Genomic DNA, 21,038 nt, shown 5'->3' on the forward strand with positions numbered 1-21,038 from the left:
AGGCGGGACGTCGGTACCCGTTTCAACAGGGATGGGGCAGGGGCGCCAAATCCTGGAAAACGGACCGCATGCTGCAAAAGACTTTTCAGGGTGGCGTCGACCCGATGTCCGCCCGATTGGTTCCGAAGGAGCGTGACACACGCCTTGATGTGTTCAGGGCGCTGTGTCTCCTGACGATTTTCGTCAATCACGTTCCCGGGCAATATCTCGAATACCTGACCCACAAGAACTTCGGCTTTTCCGATTCCGCTGAAGCTTTCGTCCTAATCTCGGGCCTCTCGGTCGGGATCGCCTATGGCGGCAAGTTCGTCTCCGGCGGTCGGCTGGCCATGACGCTCAAAATCTGGCGCCGGGCCCTGGCGCTTTACGTCGCCCACATCATGACGAGCATCGTAACGCTGGCGATCTTTGCCGGCGGCGCGATCTACTTCGGAAGGCAGGACCTGATCGGCGAGATCAACATCCGCCCGATGGTGGAACAGACGGAGCAGGGCATCGTTGCCATGGTGCTCTTGGGACATCAGCTCGGCTACAACAACATCCTGTCGATGTATGCGGCGCTGTTCCTGCTGCTGCCGGGCATCCTCTGGCTGAACGGCGTCAGCAAGAAACTGCTGCTTCTGCTCTCGGCCGCGCTGTGGTTCGCCGCGGGCATCTTCAAGTTCGTGCCGTCGAACTTCCTCGACGAGGGCTACTGGTTTCTCAATCCCTGGTCCTGGCAGTTCCTGTTCGTCATCGGCGTGGTGATGATGACCTATGTGCGCAACGGCGGATCGCTGCCGCGCTGGCCCTGGCTGATCATGCTGTCCTGTGCCTATCTTGCCGTTTCCGCCGTCTGGGTCTTGTTCTCGTTCTGGAGCATCGACCTCTCCTTCGGTCTTCCGGCCGTTCTGACAGGCTTCGATAAGACCTTCCTGTCCACGCCGCGATTGCTGCATGTGCTGGCGCTCGGCTACGTCATCGCGGTGACGCCTCGGATCAGCAACCTCGCCAAACTTGACCGCGATCATCCGCTGGCGGTGGTCGGCCGTCATTCGCTACCGATCTTCATCTTCGGCACGATCCTGGCGATGTCCGGCCAGGTGCTGCTGTTCGTGACAGGGAAGAACCCGGTCTTCGGCAGCCTCTTCGTGCTCGCCGGCATCGGCCTGCACTTTGCCTATGCCTATTATCTCGAATGGCTGCGCGGCATCGCGTCTGCCAAACCGCTAAGGGCGGCGTAGCAAACGCCGCCCTTGACCGTGCGTCAGCGTCAGGTTCTTGAACCCAGTGCCAGGCGGCAGGCAAGCCCCGTGAACACGCCGGCGAGAAGGTACTGCGGCAGTTTCGGGAAACGCCGGAAGCCGGAAAGCCTTGCGCGCAGATGGCTGCCGACAAGGATGACAGTGCCGTTCACGAGCAAGCCGATCCCGTTCAGGATGGTCGCAAGCAGAAGCATCTGCAGGACCATCGACCCGCCATTCGGGTGCACGAACTGGGGAAACAGGGCCAGCACGAACAGCGCCATCTTCGGATTGAGCAGGTTCGTCATCAGTCCCTCGCCGAAGACCCGCCGGCGTGAGAGCCGCTTGAGCGTCGACGTCGGGGACGCGCCCGAGGGATGCGAACGTACCGTCTTCCAGGCGAGATAAAGCAGATAGGCGCAGCCCGCCCAGCGCACGATCTCATAGGCAACCGGTACGGTGAGGAAGAGCTGCGAGAGGCCGAGCGCTGCCGCGAGCGCATGGCAGTAGGTGCCAAGCGCGATGCCGGCATAGGTGAGAAACCCGACGGCACGGCCCTGGCTGAGGCTGCGAGACGCAATCAGCAGCATGTCAGCGCCGGGCGTTGCGGTCAGCACGAGGCTTGCGGCGGCAAACAGAGCGATGGTGGAGATATCCGGCATTGGTGATTCCCTTGGAATTGAAGCCGGAATTCCCGTCTACCAACAATTTGGCGAATGACAAGACTTCCCGATGCGGCGCTCGCCCAAAAAGAAAAGCCACCCGCGGCTGACCGCGGGTGGCTTGATGTACGATTTGCCTGACGTCGGGCGAGCGCTACGCTGCCGTGTGGCTCATGCGGACGTCGTCGTCCGTCAGGATGCCGCTGGCGCGGAGCAGGGCTGCAAAGCGGCCGTTGCTCTGGCTGAGCTCGTTGAAACCGCCCATCTCGACGATCCGGCCCTGGTCCATGAAGACCACCAGGTCGGCCTCGCGCACCGTCGACAGGCGGTGGGCGATGATGAAGGTCGTGCGGTTCTTGCGCAGCGCATCGATCGCATCCTTGACGCGGTTCTCGGTCTCGACGTCGAGCGCGCTGGTCGCCTCGTCGAGCACCAGGATCGGCGCGTTCTTGAGGATGGCGCGAGCGATGGCCACACGCTGGCGCTCGCCACCCGACAGACGGTTGCCGCGCTCGCCGACGACCGTATCGTAACCGGTCGTGCGGCCCTCGATGAAGTCGCAGGCAGCAGCCGCTTCGGCGGCAGCCATGACTTCCTCGATCGTCGCGTCGTCACGGCCAAGCCGGATGTTTTCCGAGATCGAGCGGTTCATCAGGCCCGCATCCTGGAAGACGGTGGCGATCGAACGGCGCAGCGACTTGCGCGTTACCTTCGAGATGTCGTTGCCGTCGATCAGGATCTGGCCGTCGCGCGGATCGTGGACGCGTTGCAAGAGGTTGACGAGCGTCGTCTTGCCGGCACCCGTCGGGCCGACGATGGCGATCGTCTGGCCGGCCTTGGCGGTGAACGAGACGTTGTGCACGCCCTGGTTCGTGTTGGCAAAGTCGAAGGAGACGTTGCGGAACTCGACCTCGCCGACAACCGGCGGCAGCTCGGTCGCACCGGCCGGCTCGTCGCGTTCGCGCACGGCGTCTTCGAGGGTGAAGAAGTCCTCGAGCTTGGCACGAGCTTCGAAGATCTGCGTGACGAAGGCTTTCATCTGGTCGAGGCGCCCGATCAGCAGGTTGGCAAAGCCGATGAAGGCGATGACTTCGCCGACGCCGAGTTCGCCGCGCTGCACCAGCACGGTACCGATCACGAGGATCGCCATCATAGAGATGGTCGAGGCGACGCGGTTCAGCCCGCTTGCGAGTGCCCACCAGTCGAGTACCGGGAACTGGGCCGAGATCAGCCGCTCGGTGAACTTCTTCAGCTCGCGGGTTTCAGCCTCGATGCGGTTGTAGCTGTGCACAACCGAAACGTTGCTGATCGCGTCGGAAACGTGGGAGAAAACCGTGTGGTAGTGGTTCTCGACCGAAGCCTGGCCTTCCTTGGTGCGGCTCATGACCACCTTGCTGATCACCACATAGAGCGCGCCGAGAACGACGAGCACGAGCGACAGGCGCACGTCCATGGCAAAGGCGGTCGGAACGAGCAGAACGAGGGCGACGGCGGTCGCCAGATGCTGGCGCATGAATTCGAGCCAGAGACCGAAGAGGGTTTCGCAGGCGCGAAGCAGCGTGTGCAAGGCGTTGGACGTGCCGCGCTGGCTATGCCAGGCAAGCGGCATGGAAACGATGCGGCCGAAGGCTTCCGTCAGGAGCGTGGCGCGGCGGCCATGGGCCAGCCGGTCGGCCTCGCGGGCGACGAGCACGAAGGCGACGGTGTTGAAGACGCCGAGGCCTGCCCACATGAGCAGCATCGGCGTGACTTCGCCCTTCGACGAGATGGCGTCGATGATACGACCGAACAGGATCGGTTCGGCAATTGTGATCGCTGCCAGAACGACGTTGGCAAGCACGATCGCTGAGACGCGAAACTTGTGAACCGCAAGATACTGGAGCGCTCTTGCATACACCTGGAACAATGACACTGTCTCACCCCTTCCGGGTACCGGATTTGACGCGCCGCAGACCTTCTGCGGCGGATGCACCCGCGTCCTCGAGGTTCCCCATGGCGAGCATTGAAGCCTCGCGCCGTTAGAGCACTCGGGGCCGCGCTGAGACGGTCTTTTGCGGCAATGGGAAGCCGTAGCCGGACGCAGGACAGCCACTCGTTTTCCCGTTTCGCTCGTCTGTGAGCTTGGCGAGAATATTCATAGTCTGCTATCTGTCGTGCCAACTCCGATTTCTTGCATATTTCGCATAAGACCGGGCGTGGTATGACGGATTATCGCGGGTGCAACATGAATGGTCGCTGAACGGTGCCTTTATGTCCGGATTCGGAAATGCGACCATATGCATCGACCTGGAAGGTGATCCATGAACATTACGCTGCTCGTACAGTTTCTCGCGCTTCTGGAGGAGATGAAGACACGCGAGGAAATCATCCCGGAATTCGAGCGCCTGCTCGATCGCTGCGGCTTCGACTTCTACGGCGTCGTGCGCCAGCCCAAGCCGCATGACAACCCGCTGAGGCTGCTGCTTGCCGGTCGCTGGCCCGAGGGCTGGCCGCAGATCTATATCCGCAAGAAGTTCGTGGTGATCGACCCGACCATCCGCTATCTCGGCCATGCCCAGCGTGGTTTCCGCTGGCGCGATACGCTGTTTGCTTTCCGCTCCGATCCGCATCGCAAGCGCATGGAAAGCATGATGATCGAGGCCCGCAACCACGGTCTCTACGACGGCTACATCTTCCCGGTGCACGGCCGGCGCGGTCTGCTCGGCAACCTGACGGTCGGCGGCCGCGTCGTCGACCTGAGCCCTGTCGAGATCAGCCTGTTCGACTCGATCGCCAAGCGGCTGTTCTGGAAGCTCTTGGACCTGACCGACCCCGAGGTTTCGGCCGAGCTCGGTTCGCGTGTCGAAGTGCAAATGACGCGGCGCGAAATGGAAGCCCTCAATTATCTCGCCGACGGACTGACCTCCAACGACATCGGCAAGGTGCTGGATATTTCGAGCCACACGGTCGATTGGTACATGAACGGAATCCAGGAAAAGCTGAAGGCCAAGAACCGCCACCACGTCGTGGCGATCGCCTTCCGTCTCGGCCTGATTTCCTAAAGTCGAAAGGCATTCGGTTTCCTGTCGCATCTGAAATTGCGCTCTGCCCGGTGACCCGCTAATACTTTATTTCGCGGGTGCAGCATTTCCCGCAATATCAAGTCATTGAGGAGACCGACTTGCCTATCTCGAAGATCCTTGTTGCCAACCGTTCTGAAATTGCCATCCGCGTTTTTCGCGCTGCAAACGAACTCGGTCTGAAAACGGTCGCGATATGGGCGGAAGAGGACAAACTCGCGCTGCACCGCTTTAAGGCGGATGAAAGCTACCAGATCGGCCGCGGCCCGCATCTTGCGCGCGACCTCGGCCCGATCGAAAGCTACCTGTCGATCGAGGAAGTGATCCGCGTCGCCAAACTCTCGGGTGCCGACGCCATTCATCCGGGCTACGGCCTGCTGTCGGAAAGCCCGGAATTCGTCGATGCCTGTGACGCCGCCGGCATCATTTTCATCGGTCCGCGCCCGGCGACGATGCGTCAGCTCGGCAATAAGGTCGCAGCCCGCAACCTCGCCATTTCTGTCGGCGTTCCGGTCGTGCCGGCCACCGATCCGCTGCCGGACGACGAAAAGGAAATCCATCGCCTCGCCGCCGAGATCGGCTACCCGGTCATGCTCAAGGCCTCCTGGGGCGGCGGCGGACGCGGCATGCGCGCCATTCGCGATCCGAAGGATCTGATCCGCGAGGTGACGGAAGCCAAGCGCGAGGCCAAGGCCGCCTTCGGCAAGGACGAGGTCTATCTCGAAAAGCTGGTCGAGCGCGCCCGCCACGTCGAAAGCCAGATCCTCGGCGACACCCACGGCAATGTCGTGCATCTGTTCGAGCGCGACTGCTCCATCCAGCGCCGTAACCAGAAGGTCGTCGAGCGCGCGCCGGCGCCCTACCTCTCCGATGCGCAGCGGCAGGAACTGGCCAACTACTCGCTGAAGATCGCCAAGGCGACCAACTACATCGGCGCCGGCACCGTCGAGTATCTGATGGATGTGAACACCGGCAAGTTCTACTTCATCGAAGTGAACCCGCGCATCCAGGTCGAGCACACCGTCACCGAAGTGGTGACCGGCATCGACATCGTCAAGGCGCAGATCCACATTCTCGACGGCGAGGCGATCGGCACGCCGCAATCGGGTGTGCCTGACCAGGCTGACATCCGCCTCAACGGCCACGCGCTGCAGTGCCGCATCACCACGGAAGATCCGGAGCAGAACTTCATTCCCGACTACGGCCGCATCACCGGCTATCGTTCGGCGGCCGGTTTCGGCATCCGTCTCGACGGCGGCACGGCCTATACCGGCGCCTACATCACCCGCTACTACGATCCGCTGCTGGTGAAGGTCACGGCCTCGGGCAGCACGCCTCAGGAAGCGATCAGCCGCATGGACCGGGCGCTGCGCGAATTCCGTATCCGCGGTGTGGCGACCAACCTCACCTTCCTCGAGGCGATCATCGGCCACGAGCAGTTCCGCAACAACACCTACACCACCCGCTTCATCGATACGACGCCGGAACTCTTCCAGCAGGTCCGGCGCCAGGACCGTGCGACGAAGCTCTTGACCTATCTCGCCGACGTCACCGTCAACGGTCATCCGGAGGCCAAGGGTCGTCCGAAGCCGCCGGCGGATGCGGCCAAGCCCGTCGTGCCGTTCATCCAGGGCGAAATCCCCGCCGGTACCAAGCAGAAGCTCGACGCGCTCGGCCCGAAGAAATTCGCCGAGTGGGTGCGCGGTGAAAAGCAGGTTTTCCTGACCGATACGACGATGCGCGACGGCCATCAGTCGCTGCTTGCGACCCGCATGCGTACGCATGACATCGCCCGCGTCGCCGGCACCTATGCTCGTGCGCTGCCGCAGTTGTTCTCGCTCGAATGCTGGGGTGGTGCGACCTTCGACGTTTCCATGCGCTTCCTCACCGAGGACCCGTGGGATCGTCTCGCCCGCATTCGCGAGGACGCGCCGAACCTGCTGCTGCAGATGCTTTTGCGCGGCGCCAACGGCGTCGGCTACAAGAACTACCCCGACAACGTCGTGAAGTACTTCGTCCGCCAGGCGGCGAAGGGCGGCATTGACGTCTTCCGCGTCTTCGACTGCCTCAACTGGGTCGACAACATGCGCGTGTCGATGGAGGCCGTTGCTGAAGAGAACCGCATCTGCGAGGCGGCAATCTGCTACACTGGCGACATCCTGAACTCGGCCCGCCCGAAGTACGATCTCAAGTACTACACGGCATTGGCGGCCGAGCTCGAAAAGGCCGGTGCGCACATGATCGCCGTCAAGGACATGGCGGGCCTGTTGAAGCCGGCCGCCGCGCGCGTGCTGTTCAAGGCGCTGCGCGAAGCGACGGATCTGCCGATCCATTTCCACACGCACGACACCTCGGGCATTGCGGCTGCAACCGTGCTTGCCGCGGTCGATAGCGGCGTCGATGTGGTCGATGCGGCGATGGATGCGCTTTCCGGCAACACCTCGCAGCCCTGCCTCGGCTCGATCGTCGAGGCGCTGCGCGGCTCGGAGCGTGATCCGGGCCTCGATCCCGAATGGATCCGCCGCATCTCCTTCTATTGGGAAGCAGTGCGTTACCAGTACGCCGCCTTCGAAAGCGACCTCAAGGGACCGGCGTCGGAAGTCTACTTGCACGAAATGCCGGGCGGTCAGTTCACCAACCTCAAGGAGCAGGCCCGTTCGCTCGGGCTGGAAACCAAGTGGCACCGCGTTGCCCAGGCCTATGCCGATGCCAACCAGATGTTCGGCGACATCGTCAAGGTGACGCCGTCCTCCAAGGTGGTCGGCGACATGGCACTGATGATGGTCTCGCAAGACCTGACGGTCGCCGACGTCGAGAACCCGGCCAAGGATATCGCCTTCCCGGATTCGGTCGTCTCGATGCTGAAGGGCGATCTCGGTCAGCCTCCGGGCGGCTGGCCGGAAGCGCTGCAGAAGAAGGCGCTGAAGGGCGAGAAGGCTTACACCGCCGTTCCCGGCTCGCTGCTGCCGCCGGCCGATCTCGACGCGGAGCGCAAGGCGATCGAGGACAAGCTCGAGCGCAAGGTCGACGACTTCGAGTTCGCCTCCTACCTGATGTACCCGAAGGTCTTCACCGATTACGCGGTCGCGGCCGACACCTATGGTCCGGTCAGCGTGCTGCCGACGCCGGCCTATTTCTATGGGCTTGGACCGGGCGAGGAGCTGCAGCCGGAGATCGAGCGCGGCAAGTCGCTGGTGATCCTGCACCAGGCCAAGAGCGAGCCGGACGAGAAGGGCATGGTCAAGGTGTTCTTCGAACTCAACGGCCAGCCGCGCCTGATCAAGGTACCGGACCGCAACCGCAGTGCGACGAGCGCCGTGCGCCGCAAGGCCGAAGGCGGCAATGCTGCCCAGCTCGGCGCTCCGATGCCGGGCGTCATCTCCACGGTCGCGGTTCATCCGGGCCAGGCGGTTAAGGCCGGTGACGTGCTGCTCTCGATCGAGGCGATGAAGATGGAAACGGCGCTGCATGCCGAGAAGGACGGCACGATCGCCGAAGTTCTGGTGCGCGCCGGCGACCAGATCGACGCCAAGGACCTGCTGATCGTCTTCGACGCGTAAGCGTTTGCCACACGGACAGACAAAAACGGCCGGATGCGAATCCGGCCGTTTTTGTTTTGCGATGGGTGAGACGACGGCTGCTTAGCGCCTAGGCCAATGGAACCGGTCCCAATGCTTCCCTTCAGATCTCGTAGTCGTGCGGAGCGCTGAGCGAGGCAATGAACTTCTTCGTTCGCTCGCGCTCGGGCGCCGAGAAGATCGTCTTTGGCGCGCCGCTTTCGACGATGAGGCCGCCGTCGAGGAAGATCACCTTGTCGGCAACGCGCGAGGCGAGCCGGAGGTCGTGGGTGGCCATGACCATGGTGGTGCCTTCGCGGGCAAGCCGGCTCAGGACTTCGACCACTTCTTCCGCCAGTTCAGGGTCGAGCGCCGAGGTCGGCTCGTCGCAGAGAAGCACGCGCGGCGAAGGGGCAAGGGCACGGGCGATCGCCACGCGCTGCTGCTGGCCGCCGGAAAGTGTTGCCGGCCAGGCGTCGGCCTTGTGCGCCATGCCGACCTTTTCGAGCAGTTCCATTGCCCGGGTCTTTGCCCTGTCCGCCGGCCATTTCAGCACGGTGACGAGGCCTTCCATGACATTGCCGAGTGCGGTCTGGTGCGGGAAGAGCTGGAAGTTCTGGAACACCATGCCGGTCTGCCGGCGCAGACGCTGGATCGCCGTCCAGCCGATCTTGCGGCCAGGGGCGAATTCAAGCTTCTCGTCGCCAAGCTTGATCGATCCGGAGGTCGGGATCTCCAGAAGGTTGATGCAGCGCAGCAGCGTGCTCTTGCCGCCGCCGGACGGGCCGACCAGCGCGGTCACAGTGCCCTCGGCGAGCGTCACGGAAATATCCTTCAGCACGAGATTGTCGCCGAAGCGCTTTTCGATGTGGGAGAGCTCGATCATGTGCGTGCCTCCAGGAAGCCGCCATAGCGGGCGAAGCGTCGCTCCAGCCTGACCTGCAGGGCGGAAAGAACGGAGCTCATGGCAAGATAGATCAGCGCCGCCTCGATGTAGAGGATCAGCGGCTCGTAGGTGGTGGCGACGATGCGCTGCGCTGTCTGGAACATCTCGGGCACAGTAATGGCGGCGGCAAGCGACGTATCCTTCACCAGCGAGATGAACGTGTTCGACAATGGCGGCACGGCGACGCGGGCTGCCTGCGGCAGGATCGTGCGGCGCATTGCCTGGCTCCAGCTCATGCCGATCGAATAGGCTGCCTCCCATTGTCCGCGCGGGACCGACGAAATCACCGCGCGAATGATCTCGGAGGTGTAGGCGCCGACATTCAGCGAGAAGCCGATGAGCGCTGCGGTGAAGGCGTCGAGCAGGATGCCGGCGCTCGGCAGGCCGTAAAAGATCACGAAGAGTTGGACCAGCAACGGCGTGCCGCGGATCACCCAGACGTAAAAGCGCGCGATCCAGGCGACCGGTGCCGGCCCGAAGAGCCGGGCGACGGCGGTGACGAGCCCCAGGATCAGGCCGAAGATGAAGGAAAGCAGCGTCAGGGGGATGGTAAAGGTCAGGCCGGCCCAGAGCAGGGACGGCAAGGATTCCAGCATCAGTGGGAGCCAGGTGGTCAAGGGCGAGCCTTTCAAAAAGCGCGATCCGCCCCGGGGTCCGGAACGGATCGCTTTTCATAGCCGAGAATGGCCGGCTGAGAAACCGGCCGAGGGCCCAGTGATCGGGTTACTTCGAGACGTCGGCGCCGAAGTACTTCTGCGAGATCTTGTCGTAGGTGCCGTCGGCCTTGATGTCGACGAGCGCCTTGTTGATCGCCTCGAGAAGCTCCGGCTCGCCCTTGCGGATGATGATGCCGGAGAAGTCGGCATCGGCCTGCTCAGCGGCGATCTTGACCGGGGCGTCGGGCTTCTTCTTCTTGAAGTCGAGGAAGGAGAGGCTGTCGTTGATCGTCGCGTCGGCACGGCCGGTCAAGACGAGCTGGATCGACTGGTCGAAGCCGTCGGTGCCGACGAGTTCGGCGCCGGACGCGGTTGCGAGCTTGCCGAAGTTGCTGGTCAGCGACTGGGCCGACTTCTTGCCCTTGAGATCGGCAAAGCCCTTGATCTCTTCGTTGTCCGACTTGACGATCAGCACAGCCTTGGAGGCGATATAGGGCTCGGAGAAGTCGTACTTCTTCTTGCGCTCCTCGGTGATGCCGACCTGGTTGATGACCGTGTCGTAGCGGTTGGCGTCGAGGCCGGCGATCAGGCCGTCCCACTTGCCTTCGAGGTATTCAGCCTTGACGCCGAGCTTCTCGGCGACGGCCTGGCCGATCTCCACGTCGAAGCCGACGAGCTTGCCGGAGGCGTCGTGATAGGTGAACGGGGCATAGGTGCCCTCGGTGCCGATCTTCAGGACACCGGCAGATTTGATCGCATCGAGATTCTCGCCGGCTTCAGCGGAGCCAAGTGCGGCAACCTGCATCAGAGCGGCGGCAAACAGCGTGGGGAGGAGTTTCATCGTGATTTTCCATCTTCTTTCTTGCCCGGCCCGTCGTCCGGATTGAGCGGACAATCGCATAAAAAATCGGCGATCTGAGCGTATAAAACACCAATTCCTGAGCGTTTTGATGAAGAATTTTCCTCGAATTGACCCCGATTGCGCGCAAAAGCCACGGTTTGTCGAAATTCGCGCGCCGCTCCGATTTGGGCGCTGTGCCGGCTTGAAAACGGTTTCAAAAATTGCTATGCGCATTTATGGCGATTCATGCACGTTTATGCACGGTTGGTGAAAATGTCAGGGGAACTCCTTCTTCGTGAGCGAAAGACGCTGATCCAGGAGCGGTTGAAGGCCAATGGCCGGGTGCTGGCTGCTGATCTTGCGGCTGAGCTTAGCGTTTCAGAAGACACGATCCGCCGCGATCTCCGGGAAATGGCCGCGGCAGGACTGTGCGAGCGCGTCTATGGTGGCGCACTTCCGGTCGCGCCGGCGGCCCACAGCACATTGCGAGAACGGGTGGCGATGGCGCCGGAACGCAAGGCGGCGCTGGCGCGCACGGCGGTCGGCCTGATCAAGCCTGATATGACCGTGTTCCTCGATGCCGGCTCGACCAATCTTGCGATCGCGCAACTGATCGAGCCGGAGCTGCCGGTCACCGTCGTCACCAACACACCGCTGATTGCCGTCGCGCTCATGGAGAAGCCGGGTGTCGATCTGATCCTGCTCGGTGGCCCGCTCAACCGTGCCGTCGGTGCGGCGATCAGCGCGCGGGCTCAGCGCGACGCGGAGCTGCTCCGGCCCGATCTCTGCTTTCTCGGCACGTGCGGCGCCGACGCCGTTGCGGGCCTGACGGCGATCTATTTCGAGGATGCGGAATTCAAGCGGCTCATTGCGTTGCGCAGCCGGCGCCTGGTTGTCGCCGTCACCAGCGACAAACTCGGTACGGCCGCCGCGCACGGGGTCGTCGATATCAATGACAAGGTGACGCTGCTGCTCGAGGCGGATGCGTCGGCCGAGCATCGGTCGGCCTTCGAGGCGACAAGGGCAGAGGTCCTGATGGCGGGAGAGACGGAATGACGACGATCACGCATGTGGCGCTCTGGACGCGGAACCTCGAGGCGATTGCCAGCTTCTGGTCGTCCTTCTTCGGCGCCGAAGTCGGCGAGATCTATGAAAGCCGACGGCGGCCGGGCTTTCGCTCGCGGTTCCTGACGCTTGGCGACGGCCCGGCATTCGAGATCATGGAGGGCCCCTGGGTTGGGCAGGCCGATCCGGCTGAAGAACGTACCGGCCTTGCCCATGTGGCGCTGTCGCTCGGCAGCGAGCAGGCGGTCGAGGCGATGGCCGCGCGCGCCGAGGCTAACGGCATTCTGGTCGCAAAACCGCGATGGACCGGCGATGGCTTCTATGAGGCTGTTGTTCGCGACCCCGATGGAAATCTGATCGAAATCACAATTTGAGCCGGGCGACCCGGCACAGAGGCAAGACCATGGACCAACGTTCTCCTTCCGCGACCGTCCGCCAGGGCTACATGACCCGCAACCGGCTGGCGGTTTCGCTGCTCTTCCTATTGAACGGCTTCGTCATCGGCAGTTGGGCGCCGAAGATCCCGGAATTCAAGGACCGGCTCGGCATCAGCGAAAGCGTGCTCGGCCTGTTGATCCTGATGTTCGGTATTGGCTCGCTGGTGCTCATGCCGATTGCCGGCGGCTACATCGCCCGTGTGGGGTCGCAGAAGGTGGTCAAGGTCACCGCCATCATACTGTCGCCGTTGCTTCTGCTTCTGACGCTTGTCCCCGATGTCTGGACGGCGGCTGTCGCCATGTTCCTGCTTGGCGGTTTTGCCGGCGCAATGGACGTCGCGATGAACGCCAATGCCGTCGAGGTCGAGAAATCCATGCGTCGGGCGATCATGTCGTCCTGCCATGCCTATTGGAGCCTCGGCGGCCTGATCGGTGCCGGTATCGGCGGCTTCCTCATGGCCCGCTTCGGTGTGCTGCCGCATGTCCTCGTCGTCACTGCGATCTGCCTGGTACTGATTGTCGCCGCTTGGCCGATGATCCTGGCTGACAAGCCGCATCCAGGCGCAGCCAAGGAAAAGCTGCGCCTGCCGATGACGCCGCTCCCCTGGCTGATCGGCATCATGGCGCTGTTCTCGATGGTGCCTGAGGGCACAGTGCTCGACTGGGGTGCGCTTTATCTGCGCAACGAGCTTGGCGCCTCCGTTGAGCTTTCCGGCTTCGGCTTTGCCGCCTTCTCCGCCACCATGGCGACCATGCGTTTTGCCGGCGATTTCGTGCGGGATCGCTTCGGCGCCAAACGGACGCTCCGCATCTGCACCGTCACGGCACTCGTCGGCATGATCGTCGCGGGCACGGCGCCCAATGCCTATATCGCCATCCTCGGTTTTGCGATCGCCGGCATCGGCATCTCCAACATGGTGCCGATCGCGTTCTCGGCCGCCGGCAACATGCCGGGCCTGCAGCCGGGCATCGGGCTCTCGGTCGCGACCTTCATGGGCTATTCCGGCATGCTGTTCGCACCGTCGCTGATCGGCTTCGTTGCCGAGCATACGGGCTTTGCCATCATCTTCGCCTCGGTGCCGCTGCTCTTCATCGTCGTGCTTCTCTTGTCGCACCATGCGATCCATGCGGATCACGCTAAGGGGCACTGAGACGGAACGGCGCCATCAAATCGCCGTCAGGGCATGATGTCGCCGTTGACAATCAGGCTTTCCTCATCCACCTGATGGGCAAATGGCCAGGGCGAGTTGAGGAAAGTCCATGCGGGTTCTGCCCGCATCCTCGCCCGGCTCAGTGACCCACGAAGAGGCCTTCATGTCTTCCGCCTTCGATTTCGATCCGCAGCCCCGCCGCGCCTCCGTCGCCGTCGATGTCGGCGGCGTCATCGTCGGGGGCGGCGCACCGGTCGTGGTCCAGTCGATGACCAACACCGATACGGCCGATATCGATGGGACCGTGGCCCAGGTGGCCGCGCTGCACAAGGCCGGTTCGGAACTGGTGCGCATCACCGTCGACCGCGACGAGAGTGCGGCGGCGGTGCCGAAGATCCGCGAGCGGCTCGAGCGCCTTGGTCTTGACGTGCCGCTCGTCGGCGACTTCCACTATATCGGCCACAAGCTGCTTGCCGATCATCCGGCCTGCGCCGAGGCGCTTGCGAAGTATCGCATCAATCCGGGCAATGTCGGGTTCAAGGACAAGAAGGACAAGCAGTTCGCCGAGATCGTCGAGATGGCGATCCGCTACGACAAGCCGGTGCGCATCGGTGTCAACTGGGGTTCGCTCGACCAGGAACTGCTGACGCGGCTGATGGACGAGAACAAGGCGAACGGTTTTCCGCTGACGGCGCAAGAGGTGACGCGCGAGACGATCGTGCAGTCGGCGCTGCTCTCGGCGGAACTCGCCGAAGAGATCGGTCTGCCGCGCAACCGCATCATCCTTTCGGCCAAGGTTTCCGGCGTTCAGGACCTGATCGCCGTCTATGCCATGTTGTCGGCCCGCTCGGACCACGCACTGCATCTCGGCCTCACCGAGGCCGGCATGGGCACGAAGGGCATCGTCGCCTCGTCCGCTTCGCTCGGCATCCTCATGCAGCAGGGCATCGGCGATACGATCCGCATTTCGCTGACGCCTGAGCCCGGCGGCGACCGCACCCGCGAGGTGCAGGTGGCGCAGGAATTGCTGCAGGTCATGGGTTTCCGTCAGTTCATCCCCGTTGTTGCCGCCTGTCCCGGCTGCGGACGCACCACATCCACGGTGTTCCAGGAACTCGCCCAGAAGATCCAGGACGACATCCGCCGCAACATGCCGGTCTGGCGCGAGAAGTATCCCGGCGTCGAGGGCCTGAAGGTCGCGGTCATGGGTTGCATCGTCAACGGCCCGGGCGAAAGCAAACATGCCGACATCGGCATCTCTTTGCCCGGCACCGGCGAAATGCCGGCCGCCCCCGTATTCATCGACGGCGAGAAGGCAATGACGCTGCGCGGCCCCAACATTGCCGGCGACTTCGAGACGCTGGTTTCCGACTATATCGAGAAGCGCTACGGCCGCGGCCAGGCGGCGGCCGAATAACGGACAGCCCGTCTACGGCAATTGTGGGCGATCAGAGCCGCGACGTCAGCAGCTTCAGCCCGGCAAAGGCAAAGAAACCGGCCATCAGGCTTTCGATCAGCCGCCTGGACTTCAGATAAGCGCGGTGTACCGGCGTGAGCGAGAAGACGATCGCAAAGCCGCAGAAGGTCATCAGACCCAAGACCATGCAGCCGCCGATAAAAGTGGCGGTAACGCCGACCGGCGCGCCCGCGGGCATGCCGAGTGACACCAGCATGATCCAGGAGAAGATCGCCTTGGGGTTCGTCAGGTGGATGCCGAGCCCCTTGAGATAGAGCCGCTTCAGCGAGGTCTGCACCTTTGCCGTCGGTACGATCGCGCTCTTGTCGCTGCGCATGGCGGCGCGCAGTGCGTTATAGGCGAGCCAGAAGAGATAGCAGGCGCCGGCGATCTTCAAGACGATGATCGCGTGGCCATAGGCGCGGATCAGCGCCGAGAGACCGGAGGCCGTCAGCATTGCCCAGGTGTAACTTCCCGTCAGAACGCCAAGGGCAAGCGCCAGGCCCGCCTTTCGTCCCTGGCTGACCGAGGTGGTGATGATCGCCAGGATCGCCGGCCCCGGCGATGCGGTCGCGATCAGATAGGCGGTCCAGGCAATGAGAAGCTGCGGCAGATAGGGCGTCAGGTCGAACATGCGAGAAAAGCTCCGGCTCGGTCGCCGGAGGCTAGATCAGTTCGTCGCCGGTTTGAAACAGCGAAATGTCACCGAGACAACTTAGAGGATCTCGTCTAGCGCCTCGATCAGGCGCGCGCATTCGGCATCGGTGCCGATGGTGATGCGCAGGAAATCGGAGATGCGCGGCTTGGCGAAATGGCGCACCAGCACGGCGCGCTCGCGGAGCGCCTTCACCAGCGTTTCTCCGCGATGGCCGGGATGCCGTGCGAAAACGAAGTTTGCCGACGAAGGCAGCACCTCGAAGCCGCGCGCTGTCAGTTCGGCCGTGAGCCGGTCGCGCGACGCGATGATCTTGGCGCGAGTCTCCTCGAACCAGGTTTCATCCTCGATCGCTGCGATGGAGCCGGCCTGGGCCGGGCGGCCGAGCGGATAGGAGTTGAAGCTGTCCTTCACCCGCTCCAGCGCCTCGATCAGCGGGCGCTGGCCAATGGCGAAGCCGACGCGCAAGCCCGCAAGTGCGCGCGACTTGGAGAAGGTCTGGACGACCAAGAGGTTCTCGTATTTCGAAACCAGTTCTGCGGCCGACTGGCCGCCGAAATCGACATAGGCCTCGTCGATGACGACGGGCTGGTCCGGATGGCTTGCGACCAGCCGCTCGATGTCGGCGAGCGGCAAAGCGATGCCGGTCGGGGCATTCGGGTTCGGCAGGATGATGGCGCCGCAGGGCCGGTCGTAGTCGGCGAGATCGATCTCGAAGCGATCGCTGAGCGGGATCTCGACCGTGTCGATCTCGAAGAGCCGCGCATAGGTCGAATAGAAGCTGTAGGAGATATCCGGATAGAGCAGCGGCGCGTCGTGCTTCAGCAAGCCGGCGAAGATGTGCGCCAGCACCTCGTCCGAGCCGTTGCCGACGAAGACTTCTTCGGCGGTCACGCCATAGCGTACGGCGATGGCCTGGCGCAGCTTCAGCGCCAGCGGGTCCGGATAAAGGCGAAGATCGCTGCTCGCTGCCGCGGCGATCGCGTCGAGCACCTTCTCAGACGGACCGTAGGGGCATTCGTTGGTGTTGAGCTTCACCAGGTTGGCGATGCGCGGCTGTTCGCCAGGCACGTAGGGCTTCAGCTTGGAGACGATCGGCGACCAGTATTTGCTCATGGATCTAGCTCCTGCGATTGGCGATGAAACGGGCGGCTTCGACGAGAATGGCCGAGCGCGCTCCATAGGGCGCAAGCAGCGCTTCGGCTTCGACGACCAGTTGCTCCAGCCGGTCTTCCGCCCAGGTCTGGCCGTTGAGCGCGACCAGCGTGCCCTTGCCACGGGCGGCGTCCTTGCCGGTTGCCTTGCCCATGGTCTCCGCATCCGCGGTAAGGTCGAGCAGGTCGTCGGCAAGCTGGAAGGCAAGGCCGATCTTTTCGCCGAAGGCGCGAAGCCGCGCGCGGTCCTCCTTCGAAGCGCCGGCGACGATGGCGCCAGCCTCGCAGGCAAAGCGGATCAGGGCACCTGTCTTCATCGCCTGCAGCGTGACGATCCCGGCCTCGTCCGGTGGCGACTTTTCCGCGGCCAGGTCGAGCGCCTGTCCGCCGGCCATGCCGCCGTGGCCGGCGGCGCGTCCGAGCGCCAGGATCAGTTCCACCTTCTGCGCATCCGAAAGCGCTGTCTCGGGTGCTGCGATGATATCGAAGGCGAAGGTCAGCAGGCTGTCGCCGGCAAGAATCGCCGTCGCCTCATCGAAGGCCCTGTGCACGGTCGGCTGGCCGCGGCGCATGTCGTCGTCGTCCATCGCCGGCAGGTCGTCATGGACCAGCGAATAGCAATGCACGCATTCGAGTGCCGCGCCGACGCGCAAGGCCGCATCGCGATTGCCGCCGAGCAGATCGGCGCATTCGATCACCAGGAAGGGGCGCAGACGCTTGCCGCCGTTCAGCACGCCGTGGCGCATGGCCGCGAGCAGGTTTGCCGGCCGGGCGATTTCGTCGGCTTCCGTCGTCTGGCCGAGCAGACGTTCCAGCAGACCCTCGACGGTGCGGGCATTGGTGGCGAGGCGACGGGTAAAAGGCGATGTGTCCTGGCTCATGCGCGCTCTTTGACATGGGCGAAGAGGGCTTTCAACGGGGATTCGTGTCGCAGCCGCGCGCTTTCCCTGGGACAGCCTTCTCCGCGCCTTGCCTTTTGCCAGAAAGCCCGTTCAACTCTGCCTGCGCATGCACTAAGAGAAGCGGATGGACAGCGAGGTGAACAGTCAGGCCGCGAACGTCGTTCCGGAAGCGCGCGAGGAGGGCGAATTGCCTTCCAGTCGCTGGTCTTCGCTTCGCCGGACGTTGCGCACGCGTCGCCGCCAGATCGTCCTGGCTGTTCTGGGCTTTCTCGTCCTTCCCTACGCGCTGATCGTTCTCTACCTGGTGGAGTTCATCCATCCCGTCTCGACGCTCATGCTGCGCGATCTCGTGCTGCTGCGCGGCTACGATCGGCAATGGGTCGAGTTCGATGATATCGCCCCGGTTCTAGTGCAGTCGGTGATGATGTCGGAGGACGGGCAGTTTTGCGCCCATGACGGCGTCGACTGGGGCCAGATGCGGGGCGTGGTCGAGGATGCGCTCGAAGGGGAATCCACCCGCGGCGCGAGCACCATTCCGATGCAGACGGTCAAGAACCTCTATCTCTGGAACGGTCGCTCCTTCCTGCGCAAGGGCATGGAACTGCCGCTGGCGGTCGCCGCCGACTTCGTGTGGAGCAAGCGGCGGATGATGGAGATCTATCTGAACATCGCCGAATGGGGCGACGGGATCTATGGTATCGAGGCGGCCGCCCGCCATCATTTCGGGGTTTCGGCGTCGAAGCTCTCGCGCCGGCAGGCGGCGCTGCTTGCGGTCTCGCTGCCCAATCCGAAGGAGCGCAACGCCGGAAAACCCGGCCGCGGGCTCAAGCGCCTGGCGAACCTGATCGAGCGCCGCGCCAGCCGCTCCGGCGGTTACATCACCTGCCTTTATAACTAGGATCAGACCTTTTCATTGGATGCGCTCGCTGGGCGATGTCATGCTCGCGTAGTAGAGTTCTGCCATCTGGGCCTCTCTCCCTTCGAAAGGCCCGATTGCTCCATGACCTTGATTTCCCCCTCGCTTTTCGCCCTTGGCCGTAGCGCCAACGATGCCCCGCCGAGACATCTCGGAACGCGCTACAACACCGAAGGCCAGTTCCTTTCGGAACCGGGCAACACGGTTGTGTCTCACGTTGCCGCCGGATCGCCGTCCGAGGCCGCCGTGCTTGCGGTGCGCGACCGGGTGATGGCGATGCCCGAGGCGGGGCAGTTCGCCTTTACCCACCCGTCCAGCCTGCACATGACGATCTTCCAGGGCATCATCGAACACCGCCGGAAGCTCCCTTACTGGCCGGCCGACATGCCGCTCGATACGCCGATCGAGGTGATGACGGCGCACTACCGCGAACGGCTTGCGCATTTTGCGCCGCTGGAGCAGTTCCGCGCCCGCGTGACCGAGATCACGCCGACGGGCCTTGCGCTCGAAGGCGACGGTGCCGCCGACCGCGCCTGTCTCAAGGCCTGGCGCGACGCTTTCGCGGAAGCCTTCGGCTATCGCCATCCGGATCATGACGACTACCAATTCCACATCACCTATGCTTACCCCGTCGACTGGCTCGACGATGCGGCGCTGCCGCGCTGGCAGGCGATGCTGGACGAGCAGCTCGCTTTTCTGCGCGAGCAGGCGCCGGTGATCGCGCTCGATCCGCCGGCCTTCTGCTCGTTCGAGGACATGAACCATTTCGAGGAACTGATCGTTTTCTCGGAGAGACCAGCAATCAAGGAACAGAAATGACCGGACTTACACTCTATGTCGGCAACAAGAACTATTCGTCCTGGTCGATGCGGCCATGGATCGCGATGACGGCAGTCGGCATCGATTTCTCGGACGTGGTCATTCCGTTCGATTTCGCCGCCGGCAATCCGGAGATCCGGGCGATCTCGCCGACCGGAAAGGTGCCGCTGCTGCGCCACGGGGACCTGCTTATCTGGGAATCGCTGGCGATCATCGAATATGTCGCCGAACTCTTTCCCGACGCCGGGCTGTGGCCGGCCGACCCTCAGGCGCGCGCCCGGGCGCGCAGCTATTCGATGGAGATGCTGTCCGGTTTTCGCGCTCTGCGTGGTGCCTGCCCGATGAACATCCGTCGGCCAAAGCAGGCGCTGGACGTTGGCGCGGACGTCCGCGCGGACGTGGCACGTATCGAGCAGATCTGGACGGAGGCGCTTGCGCGTTCCGGTGGCCCGTTCCTCTTCGGGTCCTTCAGCGCGGCCGATGCGATGTACGCGCCTGTGGTTAACCGCTTCGACGTCTACGATCTCGTTGCGGATCGAGAAACGCTCGGCTACATGAACCGCGTGAAGGCACATCCGGCGTTCCTGAAATGGGAGGAGGCCGCCCGCGCAGAGCCGTGGGTCGTCGCCGAAGACGAGGTCTGAAAAGGTCGAGTCGAAAAATTGCCCGTGGGGACTGGTCAAACGGCAGTTGTCCATGTATAAGCGCGCCAAATTTCCGTGATTAACATCTGTTTTACACGGCCATTTCGGCTGCTGAACAGTGTTTGCCCGATAAGTGGAGAATGAAATGGCTGTACCTAAAAGAAAAACGAGCCCGTCCAAGCGTGGCATGCGCCGTTCGGCTGACGCTCTGAAGACCCCGACCTACGTCGAAGACAAGAACTCCGGCGAACTGCGTCGCCCGCACCACATCGACCTGAAGACCGGCATGTACCGTGGCCGTCAGGTTCTGACCCCGAAGGAAAGCGCATAAGCGTTTCCGTTCGCGGATTAGGTTCAAAGGGCTGGCTCTGCCGGCCCTTTTGTTTTGCATCTGACATGATCTTGCTTGGACGCCGTGGTATCGCTGGCGCCTTGCGTGACGACGCCGCATATACATGGTCCACCATAAACGCGGTCAAGGAGTTCTGATGCTTGCTGCCATACCGCTGCTGATCCTACCTTTTGCAATCTACAATCTCGCGATGATCGGAATGTTCGGCGGCCTCGCCGGCCTGAACGCCGACATGGTGTCGCTCTCCATGCTATCAGGCGCGACCTGGACGATGCGCTTCGGCGACCTTCTGATCGTCGGCGCCCTGCTGCTGCTCTTCGTCGAATTGCTGAAAGCGACGCGCACGAGCAGCCGCGCACTGATGGATCATCTGCTCTCGATGATCCTGTTCATCGTCTTTTTGATCGAATTTCTGCTGCTCGCACCGGCGGCAACGCAGCTCTTCTTCATCCTGATGACCATCAGCTTCATCGATGTTATCGCCGGCTTTGCCGTATCGATGCGCTCGGCCGGCCGGGACGTGTCGATCGGCCTCTAGGTCCA

The 21,038-nt window shown here is 63.0% G+C and carries 20 protein-coding genes; 12 read left to right on the forward strand and 8 right to left on the reverse strand.

From position 1 onward, the window contains the following. Window positions 1-68: 68 nt before the first annotated feature. Window positions 69-1,223 carry an OpgC family protein gene (locus IB277_RS25870; protein WP_060521488.1) on the forward strand — a complete coding sequence of 385 codons (1,155 nt, stop codon included), beginning with the start codon at window positions 69-71 and terminating at the stop codon, window positions 1,221-1,223. Between the two features lie 29 nt (window positions 1,224-1,252). Here IB277_RS25870 and IB277_RS25875 read toward each other — a convergent pair whose 3' ends face one another. Then, window positions 1,253-1,885, reverse strand: a complete 633-nt coding sequence (locus IB277_RS25875) for a LysE family translocator (protein ID WP_110818891.1) — start codon at window positions 1,883-1,885, stop codon at window positions 1,253-1,255. 154 nt (window positions 1,886-2,039) lie between these two features. Further along, window positions 2,040-3,797, reverse strand: coding sequence for a glucan ABC transporter ATP-binding protein/ permease (locus IB277_RS25880; protein ID WP_034802972.1), 1,758 nt, complete (start codon window positions 3,795-3,797; stop codon window positions 2,040-2,042). Between the two features lie 388 nt (window positions 3,798-4,185). Between IB277_RS25880 and IB277_RS25885 the strand changes: the two genes are divergently transcribed. Beyond that, complete coding sequence (locus IB277_RS25885; RefSeq protein ID WP_034802969.1) at window positions 4,186-4,926, forward strand: autoinducer binding domain-containing protein; 741 nt, start codon at window positions 4,186-4,188, stop codon at window positions 4,924-4,926. Window positions 4,927-5,045: 119 nt separating this feature from the next. Beyond that, complete coding sequence (gene pyc / locus IB277_RS25890) at window positions 5,046-8,504, forward strand: pyruvate carboxylase (protein WP_060586575.1); 3,459 nt, start codon at window positions 5,046-5,048, stop codon at window positions 8,502-8,504. A gap of 121 nt (window positions 8,505-8,625) precedes the next feature. On the opposite strand, the gene IB277_RS25895 is transcribed toward pyc, so the two are convergent. From IB277_RS25895 to IB277_RS25905, 3 genes are all read right to left on the reverse strand, one after another. After that, window positions 8,626-9,387, reverse strand: coding sequence for an amino acid ABC transporter ATP-binding protein (locus IB277_RS25895; protein WP_060586573.1), 762 nt, complete (start codon window positions 9,385-9,387; stop codon window positions 8,626-8,628). Beyond that, window positions 9,384-10,064 (reverse strand): amino acid ABC transporter permease, encoded by a 681-nt coding sequence (locus tag IB277_RS25900; RefSeq protein WP_089044284.1) that lies wholly within the window; start codon window positions 10,062-10,064, stop codon window positions 9,384-9,386. The genes IB277_RS25895 and IB277_RS25900 overlap by 4 nt, the downstream gene beginning before the upstream one ends. Window positions 10,065-10,170: 106 nt before the next feature. Further along, window positions 10,171-10,944: an amino acid ABC transporter substrate-binding protein gene (locus IB277_RS25905; protein ID WP_090295217.1), complete on the reverse strand. Its 774-nt coding sequence runs from the start codon at window positions 10,942-10,944 to the stop codon at window positions 10,171-10,173. Window positions 10,945-11,217: 273 nt separating this feature from the next. Here IB277_RS25905 and IB277_RS25910 point away from each other — a divergent pair, with 273 nt between their 5' ends. The 4 genes from IB277_RS25910 to ispG all read left to right on the forward strand — a co-directional run bounded on the left by IB277_RS25910 (window position 11,218) and on the right by ispG (window position 15,014). Continuing rightward, window positions 11,218-12,000 (forward strand): DeoR/GlpR family DNA-binding transcription regulator, encoded by a 783-nt coding sequence (locus tag IB277_RS25910; protein WP_090295219.1) that lies wholly within the window; start codon window positions 11,218-11,220, stop codon window positions 11,998-12,000. After that, window positions 11,997-12,383 (forward strand): VOC family protein, encoded by a 387-nt coding sequence (locus IB277_RS25915; protein ID WP_090295220.1) that lies wholly within the window; start codon window positions 11,997-11,999, stop codon window positions 12,381-12,383. Before IB277_RS25910 ends, IB277_RS25915 begins: the two co-directional genes overlap by 4 nt. Before the next feature lie 29 nt (window positions 12,384-12,412). After that, the gene (locus IB277_RS25920; protein ID WP_034802948.1) at window positions 12,413-13,597 is read left to right on the forward strand and encodes an MFS transporter; all 1,185 of its coding nucleotides are present in this window, start codon (window positions 12,413-12,415) and stop codon (window positions 13,595-13,597) included. Between the two features lie 163 nt (window positions 13,598-13,760). Then, on the forward strand, window positions 13,761-15,014 hold the full coding sequence (gene ispG / locus IB277_RS25925; protein WP_034803175.1) for a flavodoxin-dependent (E)-4-hydroxy-3-methylbut-2-enyl-diphosphate synthase: 1,254 nt from the start codon (window positions 13,761-13,763) through the stop codon (window positions 15,012-15,014). A 31-nt stretch (window positions 15,015-15,045) separates the two neighbouring features. On the opposite strand, the gene IB277_RS25930 is transcribed toward ispG, so the two are convergent. The 3 genes from IB277_RS25930 to IB277_RS25940 all read right to left on the reverse strand — a co-directional run bounded on the left by IB277_RS25930 (window position 15,046) and on the right by IB277_RS25940 (window position 17,743). Further along, complete coding sequence (locus IB277_RS25930; protein WP_090295222.1) at window positions 15,046-15,687, reverse strand: LysE family translocator; 642 nt, start codon at window positions 15,685-15,687, stop codon at window positions 15,046-15,048. Between the two features lie 81 nt (window positions 15,688-15,768). Further along, complete coding sequence (gene hisC, locus IB277_RS25935) at window positions 15,769-16,824, reverse strand: histidinol-phosphate transaminase (RefSeq protein WP_090295223.1); 1,056 nt, start codon at window positions 16,822-16,824, stop codon at window positions 15,769-15,771. Window positions 16,825-16,828: 4 nt separating this feature from the next. After that, entirely contained in the window at window positions 16,829-17,743 is a 915-nt protein-coding gene (locus IB277_RS25940) for a polyprenyl synthetase family protein (RefSeq protein ID WP_090295225.1), read from the reverse strand. 145 nt (window positions 17,744-17,888) lie between these two features. On the opposite strand from IB277_RS25940, the gene mtgA reads away from it, so the two are divergent. From mtgA to IB277_RS25965, 5 genes are all read left to right on the forward strand, one after another. Then, complete coding sequence (gene mtgA, locus IB277_RS25945; protein WP_060529995.1) at window positions 17,889-18,662, forward strand: monofunctional biosynthetic peptidoglycan transglycosylase; 774 nt, start codon at window positions 17,889-17,891, stop codon at window positions 18,660-18,662. Window positions 18,663-18,764: 102 nt separating this feature from the next. Continuing rightward, window positions 18,765-19,499 (forward strand): DUF1868 domain-containing protein, encoded by a 735-nt coding sequence (locus IB277_RS25950; RefSeq protein WP_110818892.1) that lies wholly within the window; start codon window positions 18,765-18,767, stop codon window positions 19,497-19,499. Further along, window positions 19,496-20,143: a glutathione S-transferase family protein gene (locus tag IB277_RS25955; RefSeq protein ID WP_034802931.1), complete on the forward strand. Its 648-nt coding sequence runs from the start codon at window positions 19,496-19,498 to the stop codon at window positions 20,141-20,143. The genes IB277_RS25950 and IB277_RS25955 overlap by 4 nt, the downstream gene beginning before the upstream one ends. Window positions 20,144-20,288: 145 nt before the next feature. Then, a complete protein-coding gene (rpmF, locus tag IB277_RS25960; protein WP_034802928.1) occupies window positions 20,289-20,474 on the forward strand; it encodes a 50S ribosomal protein L32 in 186 nt (61 codons plus the stop codon). 157 nt (window positions 20,475-20,631) lie between these two features. Continuing rightward, window positions 20,632-21,033, forward strand: coding sequence for a membrane protein (locus IB277_RS25965; RefSeq protein WP_034802925.1), 402 nt, complete (start codon window positions 20,632-20,634; stop codon window positions 21,031-21,033). Window positions 21,034-21,038 lie beyond the last annotated feature (5 nt).

This window comes from Ensifer sp. ENS07 (assembly GCF_014852185.1).
Classification (GTDB): domain Bacteria; phylum Pseudomonadota; class Alphaproteobacteria; order Rhizobiales; family Rhizobiaceae; genus Ensifer; species Ensifer adhaerens.

What these genes read in the sequence shown, in the direction of transcription:
- IB277_RS25870 (WP_060521488.1), top strand. Translation starts at nt 69, where the DNA reads ATGCTGCAAAAGACTTTTCAGGGTGGCGTCGACCCGATGTCCGCCCGA.
- IB277_RS25875 (WP_110818891.1), bottom strand. Translation starts at nt 1,885, where the DNA reads ATGCCGGATATCTCCACCATCGCTCTGTTTGCCGCCGCAAGCCTCGTG.
- IB277_RS25885 (WP_034802969.1), top strand. Translation starts at nt 4,186, where the DNA reads ATGAACATTACGCTGCTCGTACAGTTTCTCGCGCTTCTGGAGGAGATG.
- IB277_RS25895 (WP_060586573.1), bottom strand. Translation starts at nt 9,387, where the DNA reads ATGATCGAGCTCTCCCACATCGAAAAGCGCTTCGGCGACAATCTCGTG.
- IB277_RS25905 (WP_090295217.1), bottom strand. Translation starts at nt 10,944, where the DNA reads ATGAAACTCCTCCCCACGCTGTTTGCCGCCGCTCTGATGCAGGTTGCC.
- IB277_RS25910 (WP_090295219.1), top strand. Translation starts at nt 11,218, where the DNA reads ATGTCAGGGGAACTCCTTCTTCGTGAGCGAAAGACGCTGATCCAGGAG.
- IB277_RS25915 (WP_090295220.1), top strand. Translation starts at nt 11,997, where the DNA reads ATGACGACGATCACGCATGTGGCGCTCTGGACGCGGAACCTCGAGGCG.
- IB277_RS25920 (WP_034802948.1), top strand. Translation starts at nt 12,413, where the DNA reads ATGGACCAACGTTCTCCTTCCGCGACCGTCCGCCAGGGCTACATGACC.
- ispG (WP_034803175.1), top strand. Translation starts at nt 13,761, where the DNA reads ATGTCTTCCGCCTTCGATTTCGATCCGCAGCCCCGCCGCGCCTCCGTC.
- IB277_RS25930 (WP_090295222.1), bottom strand. Translation starts at nt 15,687, where the DNA reads ATGTTCGACCTGACGCCCTATCTGCCGCAGCTTCTCATTGCCTGGACC.
- hisC (WP_090295223.1), bottom strand. Translation starts at nt 16,824, where the DNA reads ATGAGCAAATACTGGTCGCCGATCGTCTCCAAGCTGAAGCCCTACGTG.
- IB277_RS25940 (WP_090295225.1), bottom strand. Translation starts at nt 17,743, where the DNA reads ATGAGCCAGGACACATCGCCTTTTACCCGTCGCCTCGCCACCAATGCC.
- mtgA (WP_060529995.1), top strand. Translation starts at nt 17,889, where the DNA reads ATGGACAGCGAGGTGAACAGTCAGGCCGCGAACGTCGTTCCGGAAGCG.
- IB277_RS25950 (WP_110818892.1), top strand. Translation starts at nt 18,765, where the DNA reads ATGACCTTGATTTCCCCCTCGCTTTTCGCCCTTGGCCGTAGCGCCAAC.
- IB277_RS25955 (WP_034802931.1), top strand. Translation starts at nt 19,496, where the DNA reads ATGACCGGACTTACACTCTATGTCGGCAACAAGAACTATTCGTCCTGG.
- rpmF (WP_034802928.1), top strand. Translation starts at nt 20,289, where the DNA reads ATGGCTGTACCTAAAAGAAAAACGAGCCCGTCCAAGCGTGGCATGCGC.
- IB277_RS25965 (WP_034802925.1), top strand. Translation starts at nt 20,632, where the DNA reads ATGCTTGCTGCCATACCGCTGCTGATCCTACCTTTTGCAATCTACAAT.